This window comes from Arcobacter arenosus (assembly GCF_005771535.1).
Taxonomy (GTDB): domain Bacteria; phylum Campylobacterota; class Campylobacteria; order Campylobacterales; family Arcobacteraceae; genus Halarcobacter; species Halarcobacter arenosus.
The window spans coordinates 1-22,649 of the sequence record NZ_VANU01000003.1; the positions used below are offsets into that span (position 1 = coordinate 1).

A 22,649-nucleotide genomic window follows, 5' to 3' on the forward strand; every position below is an offset into this window, starting at 1 on the left:
AGTTGACTGGATGCCTTTTGGTGGTGCTAAAACTTCTGGTTTAGGTCTTGGTGGTATTCCTGACTCTATGCACGAAATGCAAAACCAAAAGCTTATGGTTATCAAATCGCCTTCTTTATAATAAATAAGAGGTTTTAATCCTCTTATTTACACCTTTTTTTTCCATCTCCTTGCTTGAGATTTTTCCAATAATAAACTATTGCCAAAAAATAATATTTAGAATAATTTAAAACTCTACAAATACCATAAAATAGCTATTTTATATACAATTTTATTTACACTAAATACCCATTTATCATTATAATTTTTAACATAAATATATCATAGTTAATAAACAAAGAGGAGGCGTTAGTTTTATATAACTATTAGTATTTAAAAATGAATAAAAATAAAAGGAGATTAAATAAATGATAAATTTATTTAAGAGCGTTAAGAGAAACTTTTTGACAACTACAGTTGTTGCGTTATTAGGTATTATGACTTTAGTAGACACAGTAAGTGCGGCTGATCATAATTGGAGATTTGGTAATTTATATGGTAGAGGTACTGCCTTTGGTGAAGTTTATAAAAATCTAGCTGATGGGATTGAAAAAAGAACTGGTGGAAAAATTAAGGTTGATATGAGATTTGCTGGTGAGGGTGTAGGTCAAGCAGGTTTATTAGCGGCAACAAAATCTGGACTTATTACTATGGCAGCTCCATTTCAATCAATGCATGCTGGTGAGTTACCTGCAGGTGTAGTTGAAATTGGTTTACCAGGTGGTACTTCAGATACAGACGAACTATATAAACTTTTCCATGAAGATGGTTGGGATAAGATTCTTAAAAAAGCATACGGAGCACAAGGTTTAGTTTGGTTAGAACCTTATATTCAAACTCCTGTATATATTATCACAAAAAAACCTATCAACTCAGTTGAAGATTTCAAAGGTTTAAAAATTAGAGCTCCAGGTGCATATGGTAAATTCTTAAGAAACTTAGGTGCTACTCCTGTTTCATTATCTTGGGGTGAAATCTATACAAGTTTAGCAACTGGTGTTATTGATGGTTCAATTGGTAGTAACCTAATTGACCATAGAGATGGAAACCACGTAGAAGTTGCAAAATATATGTATAAATTACCATTAGCAGGAGCTCAGGTTTTACCAATTGTTGTTAATAAAAGTGCTTGGAATAAACTAACTCCCAAACTACAAGAAGCTGTTCATGCTGCAACAGTTGACCATGCAAAAGAGCAATTAGAAAAATCTAAAAAATGGGAAGCAGAAGCAGTTGCTCAAATGGAAGCAAAAGGTTTAAAATGGTCTCCAGAACCATCTGCTGCTGATAAAAAAGCTTGGAAAGCTGCAGGGGCTAGTCTTTGGGATGAATACTCTTCTAAAGATAAATATTGTAAAGAATTAATTGATGTGTTAAGAGCACAAGCTAGCAAATAAATTTAAGAGGGGAAATTCCTCTCTTAAAACCTTTTTTAAAAACTCCATAAACAGCTATTTAAGCACATTTACATCAACATTTTGGTATAAGCTTTTATTAACAATAAATACAAACTATAATAGGAACAATTCATTATGAATTTACATGAATACCAAGCAAAAAATCTTTATAGAAAATATGATATCCCTACAACAAAAGGAAAACTTCTTACACATCCATCTCAATTAGATGATATATTAAGAACCTTAGGTGGAGATAAATGGGTTATCAAAGCACAAGTTCACGCAGGTGGACGGGGAAAAGTTGGTGGAGTAAAATTAGTTGAATCAAAAATTGAAGCCAATGAAGAGGTTAGACATCTTCTAGGAAGTAGATTAGTTACTCACCAAACTGATGAGAAAGGACAACCTGTTAACTCAATTTATATAGAACAACCTTGTGATATTGTTGATGAGATATATTTAGCATTTACAGTTGATAGAACATCTCAAAGGATTATGATAATCACATCAGGTGAAGGTGGAATGGAGATTGAAGAAGTTGCAGAAAAATTTCCAGAAAAAATTTTAAGAAACCCAATTAACCCTGTTGTTGGTATTATGCCAGCACAATGTAGACAAATTTGTGATGACTTAGGATTAGACAAAACTTTAAGTGCACAAATGATTGATATTATGCAAAAAATCTATAAAATGTTTATAAAAAATGATTTATCACTTGTTGAAATTAATCCATTAGTTGTAACAAAACAAGGTCACATCTTATGCCTTGATGGGAAAGTACAAATTGATAATTCAGCACTTTATAGACAGCCAAAGATGAATGAAATTAGAGATGAATCTCAAGAAAATGAACTAGAATTAAAAGCTGAAAAACTTGATTTAAATTATGTATCTTTAGATGGAAATATTGCTTGTATGGTAAATGGAGCAGGTCTAGCTATGGCAACTATGGATTTAATTAAAACCCATGGTGGAAATCCAGCAAACTTTTTAGATGTTGGGGGAAGCGTAAATGAAAAAAGGGTTATTGAAGCCTTTGAAATTATTCTTTCTGAAAAAAATGTAAATGGTATTTTAGTAAATATTTTTGGTGGTATTGTAAGATGTGATATCATCGCTTCAGGTATTATTAGTGCTGCACAAAAAATGCAATTGGATATCCCAATTGTAGTAAGACTTGAAGGTACTAATGCAAGTGAAGGTTTAGAATTAATTAGAAACTCAGATGTAAAAGTTTTCGAAGAAGCAAATCTTGATAAAGCAGCACAAAAAATTATTGAACTATGTGGAGGGTCAAAATAATGGCTATTTTAATTGATAAAAACACAAAGGTATTAGTTCAAGGTTTAACTGGTGCACAAGCAAGTTTTCACACACAAAGAGCATTAGCATATGGAACAAGTGTTGTAAGTGGTGTAGTTCCTGGTAAGAGAGGTCAAAGACATTTAGACCTTCCAATATATAATACAGTTGAATGCGCAAAAAGATTAACAGGAGCAAATGCATCAATTATCTATGTTCCAGCTCCATTTTGTAAAGATGCAATTATTGAAGCAAGTGAAAATGGTATTGAAACAATTGTGTGTATTACAGAAGGTATTCCAACAATTGATATGCTTGATGTAAAAGCAGCTATTGATTTAAATGGTTCAACACTTATTGGTCCAAATTGCCCAGGGATTATCACTCCAGGTCAATGTAAAATGGGAATTATGCCAGAATCTATTCATATGCCAGGAAGTGTTGGTATTATCTCAAGGTCAGGTACTTTAACATATGAAGCAGTTAACCAATCGACACAAGCAGGATTTGGTCAAAGTACTTGTGTAGGAATTGGTGGAGATCCAGTTCCAGGAAGTGACTTCATTGATATTTTAAGAAGATTTCAAGATGATGATGAAACTAAAGCAATTGTAATGATTGGAGAGATTGGTGGAGCTAAAGAGGAAGCTGCTGCTGAATTTATAAAAGAATATGTAACAAAACCTGTTGTTTCTTATATCGCTGGAGTTACTGCCCCTAAGGGGAAAAGAATGGGACATGCAGGAGCTATTATTGATGGAGGAAAAGGAACTGCAGAAGAAAAATACCAAGCTTTAGATAGAGCTGGTGTTTGTACTGTTAAAACTATTACTCAAATTGGTGATGCATTAAAAGAGGTTCACCCAAAATAAACCTAATTAAAGTAAGAGGATTACTCCTCTTAATTTATTAATAACTTAATGTTGCAAAATCATCATTTAAAAGTTGTGCTGCTACTTTTGGTGGTTTAGCTACAGTAATTCCTTCAAGTAATACTGAGTTATCTAAACCGGCATTAGGTAAAAATAGTGGACATACTTGAACATTAGCACCTTTTTTTATTAAACCTTGAAGTAACATTTTTGGACTTACATCTTTTGGTTTTAATTTAGGACTAGGAGCACCTTTAACAGCTAAATTACCAGCTTCTGAACATAATGTAACGTTAACCATTTTCTTTTGTTTTAATGTCATAGTTGACAAAACCATTGCCATTAATTGAGTTTGAGCGTCAGCAGCAGTAAGAACTACATTTAGTCCTTTTTTTTCACTAGCCATTGCACCAGTTGTTAATAAAGCTGAAATAGCAGCGATAGAAAGTAATTTTTTCATATTTTCTCCAAAATATTAGTTTGGATTAATTTTCATGCTAGCTGATTATAATAGATTGTACTTAAATAAATTATAAATTACTTTTTTAATTAAACTATGTGATATTAAAACTAAAGTAAAATTACCAAATTTAAACCCGTAGGAAAATATGCAACTAACTCAAAAACAATTAAATGATTTTCAGAAAAATGGCTTTTTAGTCCTTAAAAATTTTGCATCCCATGAATTATGTGATGAAATTACAAAAAAAGCAAAAGAACACCTAGAAAAAAAAATTGCCCCAATAGAATCAGAACAAGAGTACTTAAATTTTAACGATAATAAAATTACAATTAGAAGATTAAGACAAGTTTATGATAGAGAAGATATTTTTAAAGAATGGATGACCTACAAAAAAATAAGACCTATTTTAAAACAGCTTTTAAATGATGATGTAGTTTTAACTTTGGCTCACCATAACTCAATTATGACAAAACTTCCCAAAGAGAGTACTAGAACTTATTGGCATCAAGATAGAAGATACTGGAGTTTTGAAAATGATAACTTAGTATCAGTTTGGCTATCCCTTGGTGATGAATTTTTGGATAATGGATTATTAGAGTTTATTCCAGGAAGTCATAAAATGAATTTTGACTCAAATAGATTTGATGAAAATTCAAACTTTTTAGATGAAAACAATGAAAATATAAAACTAATAAAAAATAAAGTTTCAACACCCCTAAAAAAAGGTGATGTGGTTTTATTTCATTGTAAAACTTTACACCACGCAAATAAAAACAATACAGAAAATGCAAAAATCTCTTTCGTATACACAGTAAGAGGAAAAAAAAATAAACCACTTTTAAACACAAGAAGTGATTTCAAGGAAATAGAACTTGACTAAAAATTTAATTTCACTATTAGAAGAGAAAACTGCTCTGTCTACAAAAGTTATAAATAATATAATTAAACTACTTGATGAGGGTTGTACGATACCTTTTATAGCAAGATATAGAAAAGAATATACAAATGGTGCAACAGATGTTGAGCTTAGAATTTTTGAAGAAACATACAACTATTTTCAAAAATTTTTATCAAGAAAAGAAGAGATTGAAAACCTACTAAAAGAAAAAAATTTCTTAAATGAAAAGGTTTTAAAAAACCTAAATGAAGCTAAAACACTACAAGCTTTAGAAGATATTTATACTCCTTTTAAAGATAAAAAATCTTCAAGAACATCTGATGCTATAGAAAAAGGCTTAGAACCTCTTGCAAATATTATCCAATGTATGAAATACTCAATTGATGATGTGGAATATAAAGCCAAATCTTTTTTAAATAAAGAAGTAAAAAGTATAAATGAAGCAATAGATGGTGCCAAGGATATTATTGCTCAAAGATATGCTGATGATTTTAAATCAAAAGAGATTATTAGAACCCTAATTGCTAATTGGGGAAGTATTGAAATAAAAGAGGGAAAGCAGTTTGACAAAAATGGACTTTACACCGCTTTTGCAAATACTACAGAAAAATTAAAATATATAAAATCACATAGAGCCTTAGCAATTTTAAGAGCTGTAAATGAAAAACAATTATCAATCAAAATAGAGATTGATGAAAAACATATTTTAGAAAATATCAAAAAATACAAAATCCCCTCACAGGCTAACACTTCAAAGAGTATAGTATTTGAAGCATATAAAGATGGATTAAAAAGACTTTTACTTCCAAGTTTAAAAAGAGAAGCCCTAGCAAATCTAAAAGAAAAAGCAAGCAATGAAGCAATAGAACTTTTTGGTAAAAACTTAAAAGAGTTACTCCTAACTGCACCATTAGTTAATCATGTAATCTTAGGTATGGACCCAGGATATAAAACTGGTTGTAAATTAGCAGTTATAGATAAAAATGGAAATTTCTTAGATAGTGCAGTTATTTATCCTACAAAACCCAAAGAGGATATAATAAATTCATCTAAAACCATTCTAAACCTGATAAAAAAATATAAAATCACTTCAATTGCCATTGGAAATGGAACAGCATCAAGGGAAACTGCAACATTTATAGATGAGCTAATCAAAAAAGAAAATCTTGATATAAACTATGCAATTGTTAGTGAAATAGGTGCAAGTGTTTATTCTGCTTCAAAAATTGCACAAGAAGAATACCCAAATCTTGATGTTACTATTAGAGGGGCTATATCTATTGCAGGACGTCTTAGAGACCCAATGGCAACACTTGTAAAAATAGACCCTAAATCGCTTGGGATTGGACAATACCAACATGATGTAAACCAAAAAGAATTAGCACAAAAACTTGAAAATATCACAATTGACCTTGTAAATAAAGTAGGTGTTGATTTAAATTCTGCCTCATATAAACTTCTTTCATTTGTTTCAGGTATTAGTGAAAAACTGGCAAAAAATATTGTTGAACATAGAACTAAAATCAATAAATTTGTTTCTAAAGAGCAACTACTTGAAGTAAAAGGAATTGGAGCAAAAGCATATGAACAAGCTGTTGGCTTTTTAAGAATAAAAGAAGGGAAATCAATACTTGACAATACAGGAATCCACCCTGAAGATTTCTCCTTAACATCAAACCTGCAAAAAAACTACAAGATAGAAGAGATAAAAGATTTTGAAAAAGTATCAATAGAATTGAATACAACACCTCTAAAACTAAAAGATATCATAGCTGAACTATTAAAGCCTGGATATGATGTAAGGGTTGAGTTTAATCAAGTGAAATTTTCAAAGGATATTTTAAATATTGAAGATTTAAAAGAGGGTTTTACTTTAAGTGGTATTGTAAGAAACATAACTGACTTTGGAGCTTTTGTGGATGTGGGATTAAAAAATGACGCCCTACTTCATATTTCACAAATATCAAATAAAAGAATTTCACACCCAAGTGAGGTTTTAAGTATCAATCAAAATTTAGAAAATATTAAAGTACTAAGTGTTGATTTAGAGAAACAAAGAGTTGGGTTAACATTAAAATAACTAAGAATGTTAACCTTCTTTTTACTTACTTTCAAAAATTGATGGGCTAAATTTAAGTAAGATTACCCTAAAAAATATTAGAATAGCTATAACTGCTAATATAATAAAAATCTTTTTTGAATCAAACGTATCGTTTACAATTAGCATTATATCTCTAATAAAAAATATGATTGTTGAATCAATCATCAATCTCATTCTAATTCTATTTTCATCACTAAACATAAATTCAATTAGCATCCTAACTAATTCTAAAATAATTATAAATTCTAGTAAAGCAACTGCAAGTTCTGAGAACTTGTCAATTTCATCCAGGTTTTTAACATTTAAAAATAAAACTAATGTAATTAAAAACTTTACAGTAGGTACAAGATTTTTCATTCTGAAAATTTCATTCAAAAATTATCCTTAATTTTTTTGCGAATTATAATTCATTAAATAAAGTTTTACTCTTAAAAAATACTTAAATCTTAGAAGTTTTGATTTTTAAAATTTTGTAATGTAAATATACTAGAATAATTGATAGAAAAAATGTTAGTTGAATAAAAACTAGAAGAGTCCTTCTAGTTTTTAAATGCAATTGCATCAACTTCAACTAAAACATTTTTAGGTAAAGTTTTAACTGCTACAGTTGCTCTTGCTGGTGCTGTTTCACCATCAAAATATTGAGCATATACTTCATTGAAAGCTGCAAAGTTATCCATATCAGATAAATAACAAGTTGTTTTTAAAACATTCTCAAAAGAGCTTCCACCCTCTTCTAAAACAGCTTTTAAATTTTCCATAACCTGTTTTGTTTGAACTTTAATATCACCCTCAACTAATTCCATTGTTTCAGCAATTAACGGAATCTGACCAGATAAAAATAATAAGTCTCCAAAAGAAGTTCCTTGATTATATGGACCAATTGCAGATGGTGCTTTTGATGTTGATATAATTTTTTTCATTTGTTTCCTTTAAAATTAAATTACATAATCAATATTAAGTGGTAATTCTATAAAAAACTTAGCTCCATGCTCAGTATTTTCCACAAAAAGTTTTCCACCTAATTTGTTAACTACAATATCATAACTAGAATATAATCCTATACCTGTACTATATTCATAATCTTTTGTTGTAAAATATGAATCAAAGATTTTATCTATGATTTTTTCATCTACCCCTCCAGCATTATCTTCTATTGTAATTTGCAGAGAATACTCTTTTTTTATTAACTCATACTTAATCCACTTATCTTTGATTTTATTTTCCAATAAGGCATCTTTTGCATTTGTTAAAATTGAGATAAGAACTTGTAGTAATTCCCCTAAAATCAATCTAAAAGGAATTTTTTCTTTTTCAACAAAACCTTCAATAATTTTAATATTATGTAAAGAGAAAGATGATTCAATTAAGCTAATTGCCATTTTTAATCTATCTTGAATAATAATCTCTTTTTTCTTATTTGTAAACTCTATATAATCTCTAAATTCGTCTATAGTTTTTGAAAGGTATACTGAATTTTCAAGAATTGATTCTGAATAATTTAAAAAATCTTTATCATTTAAAACACCCATCTCTTTTTTTAATTTCATACCACTTGCAGCAGTAGAAATCACACATAAAGGTTTTCTCCATTGGTGGGCAATATTACCAATCAATTCTCCCATTTGAGACATTTTAATTTGCTCAAAAATCTTTTTTTCTTTTTGAGAATTTTGTTGTTTTATTTGATTTATTTCAGCTTTAAGATCTTTTATTATTAATTCTAATTTCTTATTTTCTGTTTCTAACTCGTATAATTTATCGTTTAAGATATTAAGCTCCCTCGTTTTGTCGCGTTAGAATATTATTATATATATTAATTTTTAAGTCCTTATTAAAATTAATTTATTTATTAAAGGGATTTATTAAAATTACTTATTATAAATATAATTCAATATTCTTTTTAAAATTTTTTAGGAACTCAGGTTCATTTAGATTTAAGCCATTATTTTTTATTGCAGCTCTTACAATATTCTTTGAAAATTCTGGCATTGAGTTATCATTTAAGTACAAAGATACATCAATCCATTTTGCTTCTTCAATCTCATTAATATCTTGTATATTAATATCAAAACTTAATGGTTTTGCTAAACAAGCAATATATAAATTTGATTTATGAAATTGATGGGGATATAAATGACTTATTGAGATTACAGATTTAAACTCTATTTTTATACCAGTTTCTTCAAAAACTTCTCTAATACAAGCTTGGGAAATCATCTCTTTATTATCTATATGCCCACCTGGGAGTTTAAATACCTTTGAATAGAGCTTTTCTTTTATCACTAAAAGTTCATTTTTTTCATTTATTACAACTGCCCCAACACCTAAGGTATGGTTTGCTGCCGTTGGAATAATTGAGTTTTCTTTTAATCTTTTTACAACTAATACATAGTTTTCATCACAAGAGTGGAAGAAAAAACCATTTTTAGTTGCAATTGGTATAAAATCTGATTTTGAAATATCGATATATATCCAAATCAAATTTCTTCTTTTTATAGTTTGTTTTATTAACAAATTTAAATTTTTTTCAAACTCTTCTTTTGAGTTTGGTAATGATTCTATCTCTATTGTTATTCCATTATATGGGTCTAAAATAGTTTTAAAACACCCAATAATCTCAACTGATTCCAAAATTTATCCTATTTAATTAAATCAATTAAAGAAAATGCTATAAATAGCATAAATATTCCAATTGTAATATCAAGTATTTTCCATGTTATAGGCTTTTTAAATAAGGGAATTAAAACCCTAGCTCCAAAACCTAAAGTTGAAAACCAAATTGCTGAAGCACTTACAGCACCTAAAAGAAAATACAATTTCATACTTGATTCAATATTAGCACCAATTCCACCAATTAAAAGTACTGTATCTAAATATGTATGTGGATTTAAATAAGTAAATACAAAAAGCATTGTAAGTACTTCTCTAATAGGATTCGTTTTAACATTATCATCTATTTGTAATGATTCATTTTTAAAAGCACTTTTAAAAGATTTAAAAGCGTAAAAGCATAAGAAAACAATCCCAAAAATAGCAATACTATTTATAAAAATTTGTTTTCCTTGGATAAAAAACCCTAGTCCTAAAACACCTGCACTTATAAGTATAAAATCTGAAAAAGTACAAAATAAAACTGCTTTTAAAACATGTTGTCTTAAAAGTCCTAGTTTTAGTACATAAGCATTTTGAGCACCTATTGCAACTATTAAAGAAAAGGTTACAATAAAACCTTTTATCAGGATATCAATCTCACTCATAGATAGCTTTTCCCTAAGTGAACAACCCCTGAGATTATAAATTGAACTGCAATAGCCCCTACAATAAGTCCCATAAGTTTTGTAATAATATTTTGACCTGTTAATCCTAAATATTTTTTAATATAAATTGAATTTTTCAAGATTACATAAAACAATAAAGCATTTACACAAAAAGCAGAAATGATTGATAAAACATCTAAAAAAGTTTCTGCTTGGTGTTTAAAAATTACAATAGTTGTAAAAAGTCCTGTCCCAAAAGCAATTGGAATACCAATGGGTATTACAGCTAACTCTTCATCATTTTTTGTTTCATCATCTTTTTTAGTTTCGCCACTTCCACTAACCATTGATATTGCCATTAAAAGTAAGATTATTCCACCCATAACTTTTAATGAATCTTCACCTATACCAAATAGTTTTAAAACTAAATCACCGGTTATTAAAACAACAGTAAATGCAATTAAAATAGTAAATGTAGATTTCTTTGCAATTGTAGAAATTTGACTTTTTGTGATGTTTGTACTTAAAAGAGATAGTGCTATTGCACTAACTCCTATTGGGTCCATAATAGCAAAGAAAGTAATACTTTGTTGAAGAAAATTTTGAATAAGTTCCAATTAACTCATTCCACCTTTTGCTTGCATATTTTTTTCTATTCTATGACCAATGAAACTTAAAACAGATGTAATACATAAATATAAAAGAGCAACTACAATCCATGTTTCAAAGGGAGAAAAGGTATTTGCAACAATCTCTTTACCAACTTTTGTTAAGTCTGTAATTGATATAACAGAAACTAAAGATGAATCTTTTACAAGTGCAATCATCTCACCTACAAGTGTTGGTAAAGCCCTTTTAAAAGCTTGTGGTAAGATAATATAACGCATAGCTTGAAAATTTGAAATACCAAGTGATCTTGCAGCTTCAAGTTGCCCTTTATCAATAGATTGAATAGCACCCCTTAAAATCTCTGCCATATAAGCACCAAAGAAAATACCAAGAGAAAGTACCCCTGCTACAAATCTTTCTAATTCAAATATATTTGCAACTATAAAATAAAATAGAAATATTTGAACAAGTAATGGTGTACCCCTAACAACTGTAATATAAACAGTTGCAATACTTCGTAAAAAGCTTAAAGAAGATAATTTCATAAAAGCAACAATAATACCTATAAAAAAAGTTAGAATAGCTGAAAAAAATGAAATTTTTAAAGTAACCCAAAGACCATTTAATATAGGACCTGCTTTAGTTTCCTTTTTTGAAGCAATATAATCATATTGATAGATATTGTCTCCAACTTTATATTCAAATGAAAAACTACTATCCAATTTAGGTAAAGCTACTTTCTCGTCACCATCTAAAAAATATTTACCATCTTCTAATACTAGTTTTCCATCTATTGGTGCTTCTACATTAGTAATCTCTTCATATGCAAAATATTTAGGAACAGAATTCCATTTCCAAACATAATTCATATTTGAAGCTGCTACATAAAAGAAATATCCTACTGCGATATAAAACACTAGGGCAATTAAATGCCCTGTGTTTTTATTTTGTGTCCATGATTGTTTTTTAGCCATGAATTATTGAACTCTTTTTAACCAATCAGTATCTCTTAGCCATTTTTGATTTAAGTTATCGTAGAAACCAACAACTTTATCTTCTTTTACTTGTCTTAAGAAATTATTTAACCAGTTAAGAAAATCTGGGTCACCTTTTCTAATAGCCCATCCTAATGGTTCATATGTTAATGGTGCATCTAAGTGAACTAATTTACCCTTACCTTTATCACTCATAAATAAAATGTTATAAGGTTGGTCATAAACAAAAGCGTCAGCTTTACCATTTAATACTTCTGCAGCAGCATCAGCTTCAGTTTCAAAAGTTACAATTTTTGCATTTTTAAAGAATTTTTTTGTAGCAATTTCACCAGTTACACCAAGTTTTGTAACAATTGTATATTCTGGTTTATCTAAATCTTTAGCAGTTTTAGCTGGAAGACCTTTTTTCATTAAAATAGTTTGTCCTACAACAACATATGGATCAGCAAAGTTAATTTTTAAATTTCTTTGTTGAGTAATTGTCATACCAGACATGATAATATCACATTTACCAGTAACTAATGCAGCAATAATACCATCCCAAGCAGTTGGAAGAAGATTTAATTTAACTCCCATATCTTTAGCCATTCTTTTAGCCATATCTACATCATAACCAATGATTCTACCTTTTTTGTCTTTCATTTCAAAAGGCATATAACCTGGTTCTAAACATACTTGTAATTCACCTCTTTGAAGAATCTGGTTTAATGTAGACTTCTTCCATAAATTTATGTCATCAGCAAATAAATTTGCCGTAACAAACACCATAAGTGCTAAGATTAATTTTTTCACATTTACTCCTTAATATTAGTGTGTTAAAATTTCTTTTAAAAAGTTTTTTGCCCTATCAGATTTTGGGTTCTCAAAAAATGCTTTTGGTGTATTCTCTTCAACAATTACACCATGATCCATAAATACAATTCTATCCCCTACTTCTTTAGCAAATCCCATTTCATGCGTTACACATACAATAGTAAATTTTTCTTTTGCTAAATCTTTCATAACTGATAATACATCTCCAATTGTTTCAGGGTCTAAAGCTGATGTTGGTTCATCAAATAAAATCACTTTAGGTTTCATAGCAAGACTTCTTGCAATTGCAACTCTTTGTTTTTGCCCACCAGATAAATCTGCTGGATATGAATTAGCTTTATCAGATAACTTAACTTTTTTTAAAAGTGACATTGCAATTTTTTCAGCTTCATCTTTTTTTACATTTTTTACTAACCCAGGGGCTAAAGTAATATTTTCTAATATAGTAAGATGGGGAAAAAGATTAAAATGTTGAAATACCATACCAACTTCACTTCTTATTGATTGCATATTTTTCTTGCTTGCATGAATATCAATATCATCAACAATAATAGTTCCATCATCAATATCTTCAAGACCATTAATACATCTAATTAATGTAGATTTACCTGATCCAGATGGTCCACATACAACCACAATTTCACCTTGTTTTACGTAGAAGTTGATATTTTTAAGAACATGAAAATCATCATAAAACTTATTGATTTTTTCCATATTTATAATATTGTTATTACTCATAGTCTCTCTTTTTTAAGTCTCAAAGTTATTATATTATAACAATTACAATTAATCTAAAATATAAATGTGTAACAATTATACAATTTTTGTGAAATTTTTATCTTCTTTTAAATATAATCCTTTCTTTTAAAATAGGAGATATTATTGACAAAAAGTAAATTACTTGAATTTCGTGCAGATTTTCTTTTATTAACTGTCGCAATTGCTTGGGGTGTAACTTTTTTAATGGTTCAAGATGCTATTAAAACTGTTCCAGTTTATGCTTTTTTGTTTTACAGATTTTCACTTGCTACAATATTAATGGGAATAATCGCCTTTAAATTTTTTAAAACAATAAATAAAGAAACTATTCTTTTTGGAATAATTTTAGGATTTTTTTTATTTGGAGGTTTTGCTACACAAACCTTTGGTTTAGCATATACTAAAAGTTCTATTATTGCTTTTTTAACCGGACTTAATGTAATTATTGTACCGTTTATTGCCTATGTAATATTTAAACAACATGTTAGACCTATGGTTTTTATAGGCTCTTTATTAGCAGTAGCAGGTTTATATTTATTAACTATGAGTGGTGAGTTAAGTCTTGCATTTGGTGAAGCTTTAGGTTTGATATGTGCAGTATTTTTTGCCTTACAAATTGCCTATACAGATATTTTTTCAAAAAAAGTAAATGTCTTTTTATTAGTTTTTTTCCAATTTTTAACGGTATCAATTCTATCTTTAGTTTTTTCACTATTTGTTGATGATGTTACTTTTAATGTAGGATTAGATTATACATTTTTAAAAGCATTAATAATCACTGCAATATTTGCAACTGTTTATGCTTTTTTAATCCAAACATATATGCAACAATTTACAACTCCAACTAAAACAGCAATAATATTTACAATGGAACCTGTAAGTGCAGGATTTTTTGGTTATTTTGTTGGTAATGAGTTATTAACAATGACACAAATCTTTGGCGCAACATTAATCATATTTGCTGTTTTATTAGCAGAGATAAAATTTAAAAGAAGTAAATAAACTAAAATAGATTTCTCTATTTTAGTTTAAAGTTTAAAAATCAACCTCTTTTTTATAATAAGTACATATAAAAAGTTTTTTCATCTTTTCATCATCAATCTCTCTAGGATTTGCCCCTGTACAAGCATCTAATACGGCATTATGAGATATAAACTCTAAATGTTCATTAAATTCACTCTCTTCTATTCCATACTCTTGCATAGAATGCGGAATATCTAATTTATTATTTAAGTCATCTATTAAAGCAATAAAAGAATCAACTAACTCTTCTTTAGTTTTTCCTTCTAATTCTAAATATCTTGCAATATCTGCATATCTATCTTCACATGCTTTTCTATTATATGAAATAACATAAGGTAAAAATATTGCATTTGCACATCCATGGGGAATTCCAAATACTGCTCCAACTTTATGAGCCATTGAATGGGTTATACCAAGTAAAGCATTTGAAAAAGCCATTCCTGCTAGACATTGTGCTTCATGCATAATCTCTTTTGCTTCTTCATTATCATTATATGAATCAACTAAACTTTTCTTTATCATAGCCAAAGCTTTTAAAGCTAATGGATCGGAAAAATTACTATGTAATGCTGCAACATATGCTTCTGTTGCATGGGTCAAAGCATCCATACCTGTATGAGCTATAAGTTTTTTTGGCATAGTTTTTGCAATATTAGGGTCAATTATTGCAATATCAGGAGTAATATTAAAATCTGCCAAAGGATATTTTATCTTCTCTTTATAATCAGTAATTACTGAAAAAGCTGTTACTTCTGTTGCAGTACCACTTGTTGAAGGGATAGCAACAAAGATTGCTTTTTGTCTTAATGTTGGTAAATTAAAAGGAATAACTGCTTCTTTAAAAGTAAAGTCAGGATATTCATAAAATATCCACATAGCTTTTGCTGCATCAATAGCTGAACCACCACCAATTGATACAATAATATCAGGTTCAAAATTAAGCATTTTTTTTGCTCCATCCATTACTGTATCAACTCCAGGATCAGGTTCAACCCCTTCTATTGTTTCAACTTCTAAACCTGCTTGTTTTAAGTAATCTATAGTTTTATCAAGAAAACCAAACTTCTTCATAGAACTTCCACCCGTAACAACTATTGCTTTTTTACCTTTTAAATTTTTTAATTCTTCTAAAGAGCCTGCACCATGGTATATATCTCTTGGTAAAGTAAAACGTAACATTTATTTATCCTCCTTATAATTAATATAAGAGTATTATATCTTAATTTTAATTTAATTTAAATATTTAATACCATTATTTTATAAATAAAAATGCTTTGTTATTGCGACTATTTGGTAATATAATTTCTAAAATACTTTTAGGAGTTATGCATGGAAAAAATTTTATATATTACAGACCAAGATGAATATACAGATCACAGTTTTATAGGCCCACTTTTTGAAAAATATTTAAAAGAGTTTTATGAAGTTAATATTGTATATTTTAGTGAATTTAAAGCGGAGTTTGAAAAAAAAGATGAACATAGATTTATTTTACCCATTGCAAGAAAAGATAAATCTATACAGGAATTAAATAATAGAGGTATTGATATCTCTTCTTATTCATATGTATTTGTTAGAAACTCAGCACAAATACTTAAAAATGTACTTTCTTTAAGTGGTCAATACAATTATAAAGTTGGATATAGACTATCTTTCCCTAAAAGAATAGCAAAAATACAAGTAGATGAAGCAAACAATAAATCAAGCTTTCTAGGATATATAAATAATAAACTTTCAACATTTTCTGAAACAAGAATGATAAACCAATGTGATATCTTTTTGCCAACTTCAAAAGGGATGCAAGAGGAATATTTTAGTGGCGTAAATATAAAAACTTTTATTTGTCCACCAGCAATAGACCCAGAAGTTTTACATAAAAATATCCAACATGAAGGGGAAGAAAAAAGATTTTTTTATGCTGGAACATTAGATAAATTAAGAGAATTTGAAACAGTTTTAGAAGCCTTCAATGAATTAGAAACAACAAACTGGAAACTAACAATATCAACTAAAGATCCAGAATATGCAGTTGATGTAGTTCATAATTATTCAAATATTGCAGCAAATGTAGAGATTAACAATGCGAAAACAAAAAAAGAATTATTAGAGTTTATTGCTAAAGCAGATATTGGGATATCAGTTTTACCAGAAATTGCTCTGTTTAATACCTCAACACCAGTTAAAATAATGGATTATTATTCATCTGCTGTTCCATGTATCATGACAAATAATGCAAACAATAATACAATCTTTACAGATGAACATGATGCTTGGTTTTGTAAATTTGACAAAGATTCTATAAAAAAGAAACTTGAATATATTATAGGACTTTCAAAAGAAGATGTAGCAAAAGTTGGTGAAAGAGGTCAAGAAAGACTTCTTGATATTAGAAACTACAAAAGAATTGCTGCTGATTTAGCACACCAATTAAATGTGCTTTAGTCTATTTAAAAAGGGATATATCCCTTTTTAAAAAAATTAATCTTTTTTAATCCAAACTTTAAATTTCCAAGCTGGAGTTTTAACACTACCATCTTCATTTAAAATTGCATCATAATCTTTTTGTTCAGTTAAGTCCCAAGTAGAAAAGTCAATCTCTTTCAAATAAGCATCAGCTTCACCGTCATAATCAACTTCAGATAAATACATTTTATCAACATATGGGAAAAGTGTTTCATAAATATTTGCTCCACCTATGATAAATAATTCCTCTTCTGCATTAGCACGTGCAAAATTAAATGCTTCTTGAACATCAGAAAAGGTATAAACGTCATCATGTTTAAATTCACCTCTAGTTAGAACTAATGAAGTTCTATTTGGAAGTGGTTTTCCAACTCCAGAACTACTGTGTTTTGCAGAAATACTAAGAATAGATTCAAAAGTTTTTCTTCCCATTAATATATGATGACCTGAGGTAATAGCTTTAAAGTTCTTAAAATCTTCTGGAATATGCCAAGGCATCTGATTGTTAATACCAATCTTCCAGTTTTTTCCATATGCAACTATCATTGAGATTTTCATTCTTTTTCCTTACACAGCCATTACAGCTTTAATTGGTTCATCACACTCATAACCAACAAGTTCAAAATCACTCATTTTAAAATTGTTTATATCTTTGATATCTGGATTTATCTTCATAGTTGGTAGTTTATGTGGTGTTCTACTTAATTGTAAATTTACTTGCTCCATATGATTTGAATAAATATGTGCATCCCCAAAAGTATGTACAAAATCTCCAACTTCTAAATCACAAACTTGAGCAATCATCATTGTTAAAAGTGCATAAGAAGCAATATTAAAAGGTACCCCTAAAAATACATCCGCACTTCTTTGATAAAGTTGACAAGATAATTTTCCATCAGCAACATAAAACTGGAAAAAAGTATGGCATGGTGGTAAAGCCATGTTTTCAATCTCAGCTACATTCCATGCATTTAATATAATTCTTCTTGAATCTGGATTTGTTTTTATTTGATTTATAACATCAGCAAGTTGATCATAAGATTTTCCATTTGCACCTTTCCAACTTCTCCACTGAGCTCCATAAACAGGACCTAATTCTTTTATTGTGTCAGTATTTGTATAACCTAAAGCTTTACCTTGAGCATCTGCATTTGCTGTCCAAACTGTATTTTTACCTATAATGTTTGATGCTTTGTCACCATAATGAATTTCAGCAAGTCTTCTTTCATCAGTACTACCTTCTATAAACCATAAAAGTTCACTTATGATACCTTTTAAAAAAGTCTTTTTTGTAGTAACTAATGGAAAACCTTGGCTTAAATCAAATCTCATTTGATATCCAAAAACTGAAGTTGTTCCTGTTCCTGTTCTATCCTCTTTTGTAGTTCCATTGTCCAAAATATATTGCAGTAAGTCTAAATATTGCTTCAAGTTTTTTCCTTGATTTTATTAATTTGAATTGTTTATTGTATTAAAATAATTTGTAAGAGCGGTTTAAGTAGGAGATAAAATTAAATATTGAAAATTCTAAATTTTACGAATAAAATTTAGAACCTTCTGATAACATCATTGCAACTAATGTAGCAAGTGTAAAACTATAAACTACAATTCCAATAAATTTTTTCATGGCATATCCTTTTAAAATTGTTTTCATAAAGCTCTTGACTAACCAGTCAATTTTTGAGACGAAAGAAGATCTTGACTGATTGGTCAAAGAAATTATAACAATTTTTGACTATTTAGTCAAGATATTTTAAAAATTTTATGATTTAATTTTTATTTTTTCAAAATAGTAGGCTAATTGCTCTATACAATTTGCAAAGATCTTTCCATCTTGACTCTTTTTTGAAGTTGATAAACACCCCTCAATAGATGCAACAACGAAGATAGCAAGTTCTTTTATATCTGGATGTTCTATCTCTTTATTTTGCTCAGCTTTTTTTAAAACTCTATAAATAATATCTTCAAAATTTAAATAAACTTTTTCTAAAGCTTTTTTAAAATCGTCATCATGGTGAGATAATTCTTGAACTAATGAGTTTAATCTACACCCCAAAGTATGATTAAATGAATCTGTGTTTCTTAAAACATTAAACATAGAATCAATATAGTTTTCTTCTACATCTAAGATTGCACTATATTTTTTATCAATATAACCATAAACATGTACATCAATAACCGCTAAAACCAACTCTTTTTTTGATTTAAAATAATGATACATACTACCTTTATTAAGTTCCGCTTTTTTTAATATTTTGTCAACTGAGACAGAATAATACCCATTTTTATATATCTCCTCAAAGGTTACAGCTAACAATTTTTCCTTTGTTGTCATTATCTCTCCCACCTAATTAATTTCTTTTTTGTCCTGGTTTTGGTTGACTTACTTGTTTTTGTAAGTCTAATGATAAGTTATTATAAAATAGTTCACCATAATCAGTTGTTCTATTAATAGTTTCATATGCTTGAATAATACTATTGTTATATCTTACTGCATCTTGTAATACCTTTAAAATCTTAACTGATTCTAAAAAGTTTACATGAGATGGTGCTTCAATTGGTGATGAATAATATTTATGCATCCTTTCAACTAAATTTTTATTTCTAATTTCAATAAAAACAGATTCAATAGGCGATTTGAAAAATAAAATCTTCTGTTTTACATTAATAGATATATATGTAGTGTCCATACCATATATTTTTCTTGAAAAGGAATCAAATAAAAACAATTTTTTATTATAGTTATTATTAAACAATTCATACATCAATTCTAAAATCTTGATTTTTTCCTCTTTTGTATAAAAGTTACCAAAGTTAGCAAAACAGAAAATTAGAACTGATTTAATTGAATACCACTCTGTAGTATCATAATCATATCTTAACATCTGTTCAATTCTTAACTGTTTTAATTCTTCTATTTCCGTTGATGTTCTTGTTCTATAAACTTTTTTTACAGCAGTATCTCTATACATTGGTCCAGGGAATTGCGCTTGAATTACAAATCTTCTATTTTTTTCAAGATCCATAATATATTTTAATCTTCCCTCATAGTCTTCGTCAATAATTCTTACCTCTTTTTGAGGAATCTGACTAATTGACTTTATAAACTCTTCCCCTGTACATCCTTCTTCCCAGATAAAATCTGGATATCTAAACACCTGACAAATTTTGTTTTTAACATCATCGTTTGGCTCAATATCAGAAACATGATCTATCCAAGACGTAACTGTACGTCTATCTTTTTGTATTAAAGAGGCAAATTTTGATATACTTAAATTTGATCTTTTAAAAATCTCTATAAATTTTTCTATTCCATTTTTATATGTCATTTTAACGCCCTAATAATTTTCTTGAAATTTATTGTACCATTAGTATACATAAGAACAAATATTGTACAAATTTTCTATTTATTAAAAAAAATTGTAATTTCTAAATCAAAAACTATACAATCCCACCTTTACAAAGAGTAGTATAATTATTATCACTTAATTTATATAAGGATTCATATGAGCGCAGGAAAAAAATTTAGAGAGGCATTAAAAGAAGAATCTCCACTACAAATCGTAGGGACTATCAATGCTTACCAAGCATTACAAGCTACTAAAGTTGGATACAAAGCTATCTATTTATCAGGTGGTGGTATTGCTAACGCTTCATACGGTTTACCAGATTTAGGTATGACTATGATTGAAGATGTATGTATTGATATTAGAAGAGTTACTTCTATTTGTGATACTCCACTAATTGTTGATGCAGATACAGGTTGGGGACATGCATTCAACGTAGCTAGAACTGTAAAAGAATTTATCAGATCTGGTGCTGCTGGATTACATATCGAAGATCAAGTTGCTGCAAAAAGATGTGGTCACAGACCTAATAAAGAATTAGTTTCTACTGAAGAGATGTGTGACAGAATTAGAGCTGCAGTTGATGCTAAAATGCAATTAGACCCAGATTTCTACATTATTGCTAGAACTGATGCACACGCATCTGAAGGTCAAGAAGCTGCAATCGCTAGAGCTAAAGCATATGTTGAAGCTGGTGCAGATGCAATTTTCGCTGAAGCAGTTCACACTTTAAAAGAGTATAAAGAATTTACTGATCAAATGGATGTTCCAGTATTAGCAAACATTACTGAGTTTGGGGCAACTCCAATGTTTACTACTGAAGAATTAGGTTCAGTTGGGATTGAAATGGTTCTTTATCCATTATCAGCATTTAGAGCGATGAATAAAGCTGCATTAAATGTATATAAAGAACTAAGAGAAAAAGGTACACAAGAGAGTGTTCTTGATACTATGCAAACAAGAATGGAACTATACGATATGTTAGGATACCATGACTATGAGCAAAAAATGGACGAGTTATTTTCTAAGGGAAAAGCTAAGTAATTAGGCTTAAAAAAGTAAAAATAAAAAAACTAGGGAAAAGTTTACAAAAGGAGAAATTTATGAGTACTACTACGGGATTTAAACCAAAAAAATCTGTTGCTTTATCAGGGCACGCTGCAGGTAACACTGCTATTTGTACAGTTGGAAAAAGTGGAAATGACTTACACTATAGAGGATATGACATTTTAGAATTTGCTAAAACAGCAGAATTTGAAGAAATTGCATACTTAATTGTACATGAAAAATTACCTAATAAAGCAGAATTAGCTGCTTATAAAGAAAAACTACAAGGGATGAGAGATATTCCAGATGGTGTAAAAGTTGCATTAGAGCAATTACCAAAAACTGCACACCCAATGGATGTTATGAGAACTGGTTGTTCAGTTCTTGGAGCGATTATGTCTGAAGATGAATCTCACCCAAAAGATGAAGCTCAAAATATAGTTGACAAATTAATGGCTTGTTTTGGTTCTATGTTATGTTACTGGTACCACTATGCATATAATGGAAAAAGAATTGATGTAGTAACTGATGATGATTCAGTTGGTGGACACTTCTTACACCTATTACATGGTGAAAAACCAAGAGAATCTTGGGTTAGAGCTATGCATACATCATTAATTTTATATGCTGAGCACGAATTTAATGCATCAACATTTACTTCAAGAGTTATCTCTGGTACTAACTCAGATATGTTCTCATGTATCACTGGTGCAATTGGAGCATTAAGAGGTCCAAAACATGGTGGAGCAAATGAAGTTGCATTCTACATCCAAGAAAGATATTCTTCAGCTGATGAAGCAGAAAAAGATATTAGAGAAAGAATGGCTAGAAAAGAGATTATTATCGGTTTCGGTCACCCAGTTTATTCAATCTGTGACCCAAGAAACGTTGTAATTAAAGAAGTAGCTAAAACATTATCAGAAGAAAACAATAATACATTAATGTATGATGTTGCTGAAAGAATTGAATCTGTAATGTGGGAAGAGAAGAAAATGTTCCCTAACTTAGACTGGTTCTCAGCAGTTTCTTATAACCAAATGGGAATCCCAACAGATATGTTTACTCCAATCTTCATTATCTCAAGGGTAACTGGATGGGGAGCACATGCAATTGAGCAAAGAGAAGATGGAAAAATCATTAGACCATCTGCAAACTATACTGGTCCAGAAGGTTTAACTTACGTTCCTTTAGAAGAAAGAGAATAATCAAAAGATTATTGAAGACTTAAAAGCCATCAATTCTTTTGATGGCTTTTTTT

Annotated in this window: 24 protein-coding genes; 9 read left to right on the forward strand and 15 right to left on the reverse strand. The window is 29.1% G+C overall.

Annotation, left to right across the window (positions count from 1 at the left end; translation table 11 throughout):
• Positions 1 to 407 precede the first annotated feature (407 nt).
• The 3 genes from FDK22_RS07165 (at position 408) to sucD (ending at position 3,613) form a co-directional block, all read left to right on the forward strand.
• Complete coding sequence (locus FDK22_RS07165; RefSeq protein WP_138152241.1) at positions 408 to 1,436, forward strand: TRAP transporter substrate-binding protein; 1,029 nt, start codon at positions 408 to 410, stop codon at positions 1,434 to 1,436.
• A gap of 135 nt (positions 1,437 to 1,571) precedes the next feature.
• A complete protein-coding gene (gene sucC, locus FDK22_RS07170) occupies positions 1,572 to 2,741 on the forward strand; it encodes an ADP-forming succinate--CoA ligase subunit beta (protein WP_138152242.1) in 1,170 nt (389 codons plus the stop codon).
• Positions 2,741 to 3,613: a succinate--CoA ligase subunit alpha gene (gene sucD / locus FDK22_RS07175; RefSeq protein WP_138152243.1), complete on the forward strand. Its 873-nt coding sequence runs from the start codon at positions 2,741 to 2,743 to the stop codon at positions 3,611 to 3,613. The genes sucC and sucD overlap by 1 nt, the downstream gene beginning before the upstream one ends.
• Positions 3,614 to 3,650: 37 nt before the next feature.
• On the opposite strand, the gene FDK22_RS07180 is transcribed toward sucD, so the two are convergent.
• Positions 3,651 to 4,073: a DsrE family protein gene (locus FDK22_RS07180; protein WP_138152244.1), complete on the reverse strand. Its 423-nt coding sequence runs from the start codon at positions 4,071 to 4,073 to the stop codon at positions 3,651 to 3,653.
• Between the two features lie 148 nt (positions 4,074 to 4,221).
• Here FDK22_RS07180 and FDK22_RS07185 point away from each other — a divergent pair, with 148 nt between their 5' ends.
• A complete protein-coding gene (locus tag FDK22_RS07185) occupies positions 4,222 to 4,956 on the forward strand; it encodes a phytanoyl-CoA dioxygenase family protein (protein ID WP_138152245.1) in 735 nt (244 codons plus the stop codon).
• The gene (locus FDK22_RS07190) at positions 4,949 to 7,054 is read left to right on the forward strand and encodes a helix-hairpin-helix domain-containing protein (RefSeq protein WP_138152246.1); all 2,106 of its coding nucleotides are present in this window, start codon (positions 4,949 to 4,951) and stop codon (positions 7,052 to 7,054) included. The genes FDK22_RS07185 and FDK22_RS07190 overlap by 8 nt, the downstream gene beginning before the upstream one ends.
• Before the next feature lie 21 nt (positions 7,055 to 7,075).
• On the opposite strand, the gene FDK22_RS07195 is transcribed toward FDK22_RS07190, so the two are convergent.
• From FDK22_RS07195 to FDK22_RS07235, 9 genes are all read right to left on the reverse strand, one after another.
• Positions 7,076 to 7,450, reverse strand: coding sequence for a phosphate-starvation-inducible PsiE family protein (locus FDK22_RS07195; protein WP_138152247.1), 375 nt, complete (start codon positions 7,448 to 7,450; stop codon positions 7,076 to 7,078).
• 164 nt (positions 7,451 to 7,614) lie between these two features.
• Complete coding sequence (locus FDK22_RS07200; RefSeq protein ID WP_138152248.1) at positions 7,615 to 7,998, reverse strand: RidA family protein; 384 nt, start codon at positions 7,996 to 7,998, stop codon at positions 7,615 to 7,617.
• A gap of 15 nt (positions 7,999 to 8,013) precedes the next feature.
• Complete coding sequence (locus FDK22_RS07205) at positions 8,014 to 8,709, reverse strand: sensor histidine kinase (protein ID WP_138152249.1); 696 nt, start codon at positions 8,707 to 8,709, stop codon at positions 8,014 to 8,016.
• 244 nt (positions 8,710 to 8,953) lie between these two features.
• Positions 8,954 to 9,709: an NUDIX domain-containing protein gene (locus FDK22_RS07210; protein ID WP_228711657.1), complete on the reverse strand. Its 756-nt coding sequence runs from the start codon at positions 9,707 to 9,709 to the stop codon at positions 8,954 to 8,956.
• 8 nt (positions 9,710 to 9,717) lie between these two features.
• Entirely contained in the window at positions 9,718 to 10,335 is a 618-nt protein-coding gene (locus FDK22_RS07215; RefSeq protein WP_138152251.1) for a LysE/ArgO family amino acid transporter, read from the reverse strand.
• The gene (locus tag FDK22_RS07220; RefSeq protein WP_138152252.1) at positions 10,332 to 10,952 is read right to left on the reverse strand and encodes a MarC family protein; all 621 of its coding nucleotides are present in this window, start codon (positions 10,950 to 10,952) and stop codon (positions 10,332 to 10,334) included. Before FDK22_RS07220 ends, FDK22_RS07215 begins: the two co-directional genes overlap by 4 nt.
• The gene (locus FDK22_RS07225; protein WP_138152253.1) at positions 10,953 to 11,918 is read right to left on the reverse strand and encodes an amino acid ABC transporter permease; all 966 of its coding nucleotides are present in this window, start codon (positions 11,916 to 11,918) and stop codon (positions 10,953 to 10,955) included. It abuts the gene before it with no gap.
• Between the two features lie 3 nt (positions 11,919 to 11,921).
• On the reverse strand, positions 11,922 to 12,731 hold the full coding sequence (locus tag FDK22_RS07230) for a transporter substrate-binding domain-containing protein (RefSeq protein WP_138152254.1): 810 nt from the start codon (positions 12,729 to 12,731) through the stop codon (positions 11,922 to 11,924).
• A gap of 15 nt (positions 12,732 to 12,746) precedes the next feature.
• Positions 12,747 to 13,475 (reverse strand): amino acid ABC transporter ATP-binding protein, encoded by a 729-nt coding sequence (locus FDK22_RS07235; protein ID WP_138152606.1) that lies wholly within the window; start codon positions 13,473 to 13,475, stop codon positions 12,747 to 12,749.
• A gap of 159 nt (positions 13,476 to 13,634) precedes the next feature.
• Here FDK22_RS07235 and FDK22_RS07240 point away from each other — a divergent pair, with 159 nt between their 5' ends.
• The gene (locus FDK22_RS07240) at positions 13,635 to 14,513 is read left to right on the forward strand and encodes a DMT family transporter (protein ID WP_228711658.1); all 879 of its coding nucleotides are present in this window, start codon (positions 13,635 to 13,637) and stop codon (positions 14,511 to 14,513) included.
• A 33-nt stretch (positions 14,514 to 14,546) separates the two neighbouring features.
• On the opposite strand, the gene FDK22_RS07245 is transcribed toward FDK22_RS07240, so the two are convergent.
• The gene (locus tag FDK22_RS07245) at positions 14,547 to 15,713 is read right to left on the reverse strand and encodes an iron-containing alcohol dehydrogenase (protein ID WP_138152255.1); all 1,167 of its coding nucleotides are present in this window, start codon (positions 15,711 to 15,713) and stop codon (positions 14,547 to 14,549) included.
• Between the two features lie 150 nt (positions 15,714 to 15,863).
• On the opposite strand from FDK22_RS07245, the gene FDK22_RS07250 reads away from it, so the two are divergent.
• The gene (locus FDK22_RS07250; RefSeq protein WP_138152256.1) at positions 15,864 to 16,976 is read left to right on the forward strand and encodes a glycosyltransferase; all 1,113 of its coding nucleotides are present in this window, start codon (positions 15,864 to 15,866) and stop codon (positions 16,974 to 16,976) included.
• A gap of 36 nt (positions 16,977 to 17,012) precedes the next feature.
• Here the strand turns inward: FDK22_RS07250 and FDK22_RS07255 are convergent, their stop codons facing one another.
• The 4 genes from FDK22_RS07255 to FDK22_RS07270 all read right to left on the reverse strand — a co-directional run bounded on the left by FDK22_RS07255 (position 17,013) and on the right by FDK22_RS07270 (position 20,326).
• Positions 17,013 to 17,555, reverse strand: coding sequence for a dihydrofolate reductase (locus FDK22_RS07255; protein WP_138152257.1), 543 nt, complete (start codon positions 17,553 to 17,555; stop codon positions 17,013 to 17,015).
• A gap of 9 nt (positions 17,556 to 17,564) precedes the next feature.
• Complete coding sequence (thyA, locus tag FDK22_RS07260) at positions 17,565 to 18,428, reverse strand: thymidylate synthase (protein ID WP_138152258.1); 864 nt, start codon at positions 18,426 to 18,428, stop codon at positions 17,565 to 17,567.
• 331 nt (positions 18,429 to 18,759) lie between these two features.
• The gene (locus FDK22_RS07265) at positions 18,760 to 19,332 is read right to left on the reverse strand and encodes a TetR/AcrR family transcriptional regulator (protein ID WP_138152259.1); all 573 of its coding nucleotides are present in this window, start codon (positions 19,330 to 19,332) and stop codon (positions 18,760 to 18,762) included.
• A gap of 16 nt (positions 19,333 to 19,348) precedes the next feature.
• Positions 19,349 to 20,326, reverse strand: coding sequence for a hypothetical protein (locus FDK22_RS07270; RefSeq protein WP_138152260.1), 978 nt, complete (start codon positions 20,324 to 20,326; stop codon positions 19,349 to 19,351).
• A 177-nt stretch (positions 20,327 to 20,503) separates the two neighbouring features.
• Between FDK22_RS07270 and prpB the strand changes: the two genes are divergently transcribed.
• Positions 20,504 to 21,388: a methylisocitrate lyase gene (gene prpB / locus FDK22_RS07275; RefSeq protein ID WP_138152261.1), complete on the forward strand. Its 885-nt coding sequence runs from the start codon at positions 20,504 to 20,506 to the stop codon at positions 21,386 to 21,388.
• A 59-nt stretch (positions 21,389 to 21,447) separates the two neighbouring features.
• Positions 21,448 to 22,596: a bifunctional 2-methylcitrate synthase/citrate synthase gene (gene prpC, locus FDK22_RS07280; RefSeq protein ID WP_138152262.1), complete on the forward strand. Its 1,149-nt coding sequence runs from the start codon at positions 21,448 to 21,450 to the stop codon at positions 22,594 to 22,596.
• The last annotated feature ends 53 nt before the right edge of the window (positions 22,597 to 22,649 follow it).

Excerpts from the sequence above, each read along its gene's own strand:
- FDK22_RS07165 (WP_138152241.1), top strand. The coding sequence starts at position 408 with ATGATAAATTTATTTAAGAGCGTTAAGAGAAACTTTTTGACAACTACA.
- sucC (WP_138152242.1), top strand. The coding sequence starts at position 1,572 with ATGAATTTACATGAATACCAAGCAAAAAATCTTTATAGAAAATATGAT.
- sucD (WP_138152243.1), top strand. The coding sequence starts at position 2,741 with ATGGCTATTTTAATTGATAAAAACACAAAGGTATTAGTTCAAGGTTTA.
- FDK22_RS07180 (WP_138152244.1), bottom strand. The coding sequence starts at position 4,073 with ATGAAAAAATTACTTTCTATCGCTGCTATTTCAGCTTTATTAACAACT.
- FDK22_RS07185 (WP_138152245.1), top strand. The coding sequence starts at position 4,222 with ATGCAACTAACTCAAAAACAATTAAATGATTTTCAGAAAAATGGCTTT.
- FDK22_RS07200 (WP_138152248.1), bottom strand. The coding sequence starts at position 7,998 with ATGAAAAAAATTATATCAACATCAAAAGCACCATCTGCAATTGGTCCA.
- FDK22_RS07205 (WP_138152249.1), bottom strand. The coding sequence starts at position 8,709 with ATGTCTCAAATGGGAGAATTGATTGGTAATATTGCCCACCAATGGAGA.
- FDK22_RS07215 (WP_138152251.1), bottom strand. The coding sequence starts at position 10,335 with ATGAGTGAGATTGATATCCTGATAAAAGGTTTTATTGTAACCTTTTCT.
- FDK22_RS07225 (WP_138152253.1), bottom strand. The coding sequence starts at position 11,918 with ATGGCTAAAAAACAATCATGGACACAAAATAAAAACACAGGGCATTTA.
- FDK22_RS07245 (WP_138152255.1), bottom strand. The coding sequence starts at position 15,713 with ATGTTACGTTTTACTTTACCAAGAGATATATACCATGGTGCAGGCTCT.
- FDK22_RS07250 (WP_138152256.1), top strand. The coding sequence starts at position 15,864 with ATGGAAAAAATTTTATATATTACAGACCAAGATGAATATACAGATCAC.
- FDK22_RS07255 (WP_138152257.1), bottom strand. The coding sequence starts at position 17,555 with ATGAAAATCTCAATGATAGTTGCATATGGAAAAAACTGGAAGATTGGT.
- FDK22_RS07265 (WP_138152259.1), bottom strand. The coding sequence starts at position 19,332 with ATGACAACAAAGGAAAAATTGTTAGCTGTAACCTTTGAGGAGATATAT.
- FDK22_RS07270 (WP_138152260.1), bottom strand. The coding sequence starts at position 20,326 with ATGACATATAAAAATGGAATAGAAAAATTTATAGAGATTTTTAAAAGA.
- prpB (WP_138152261.1), top strand. The coding sequence starts at position 20,504 with ATGAGCGCAGGAAAAAAATTTAGAGAGGCATTAAAAGAAGAATCTCCA.
- prpC (WP_138152262.1), top strand. The coding sequence starts at position 21,448 with ATGAGTACTACTACGGGATTTAAACCAAAAAAATCTGTTGCTTTATCA.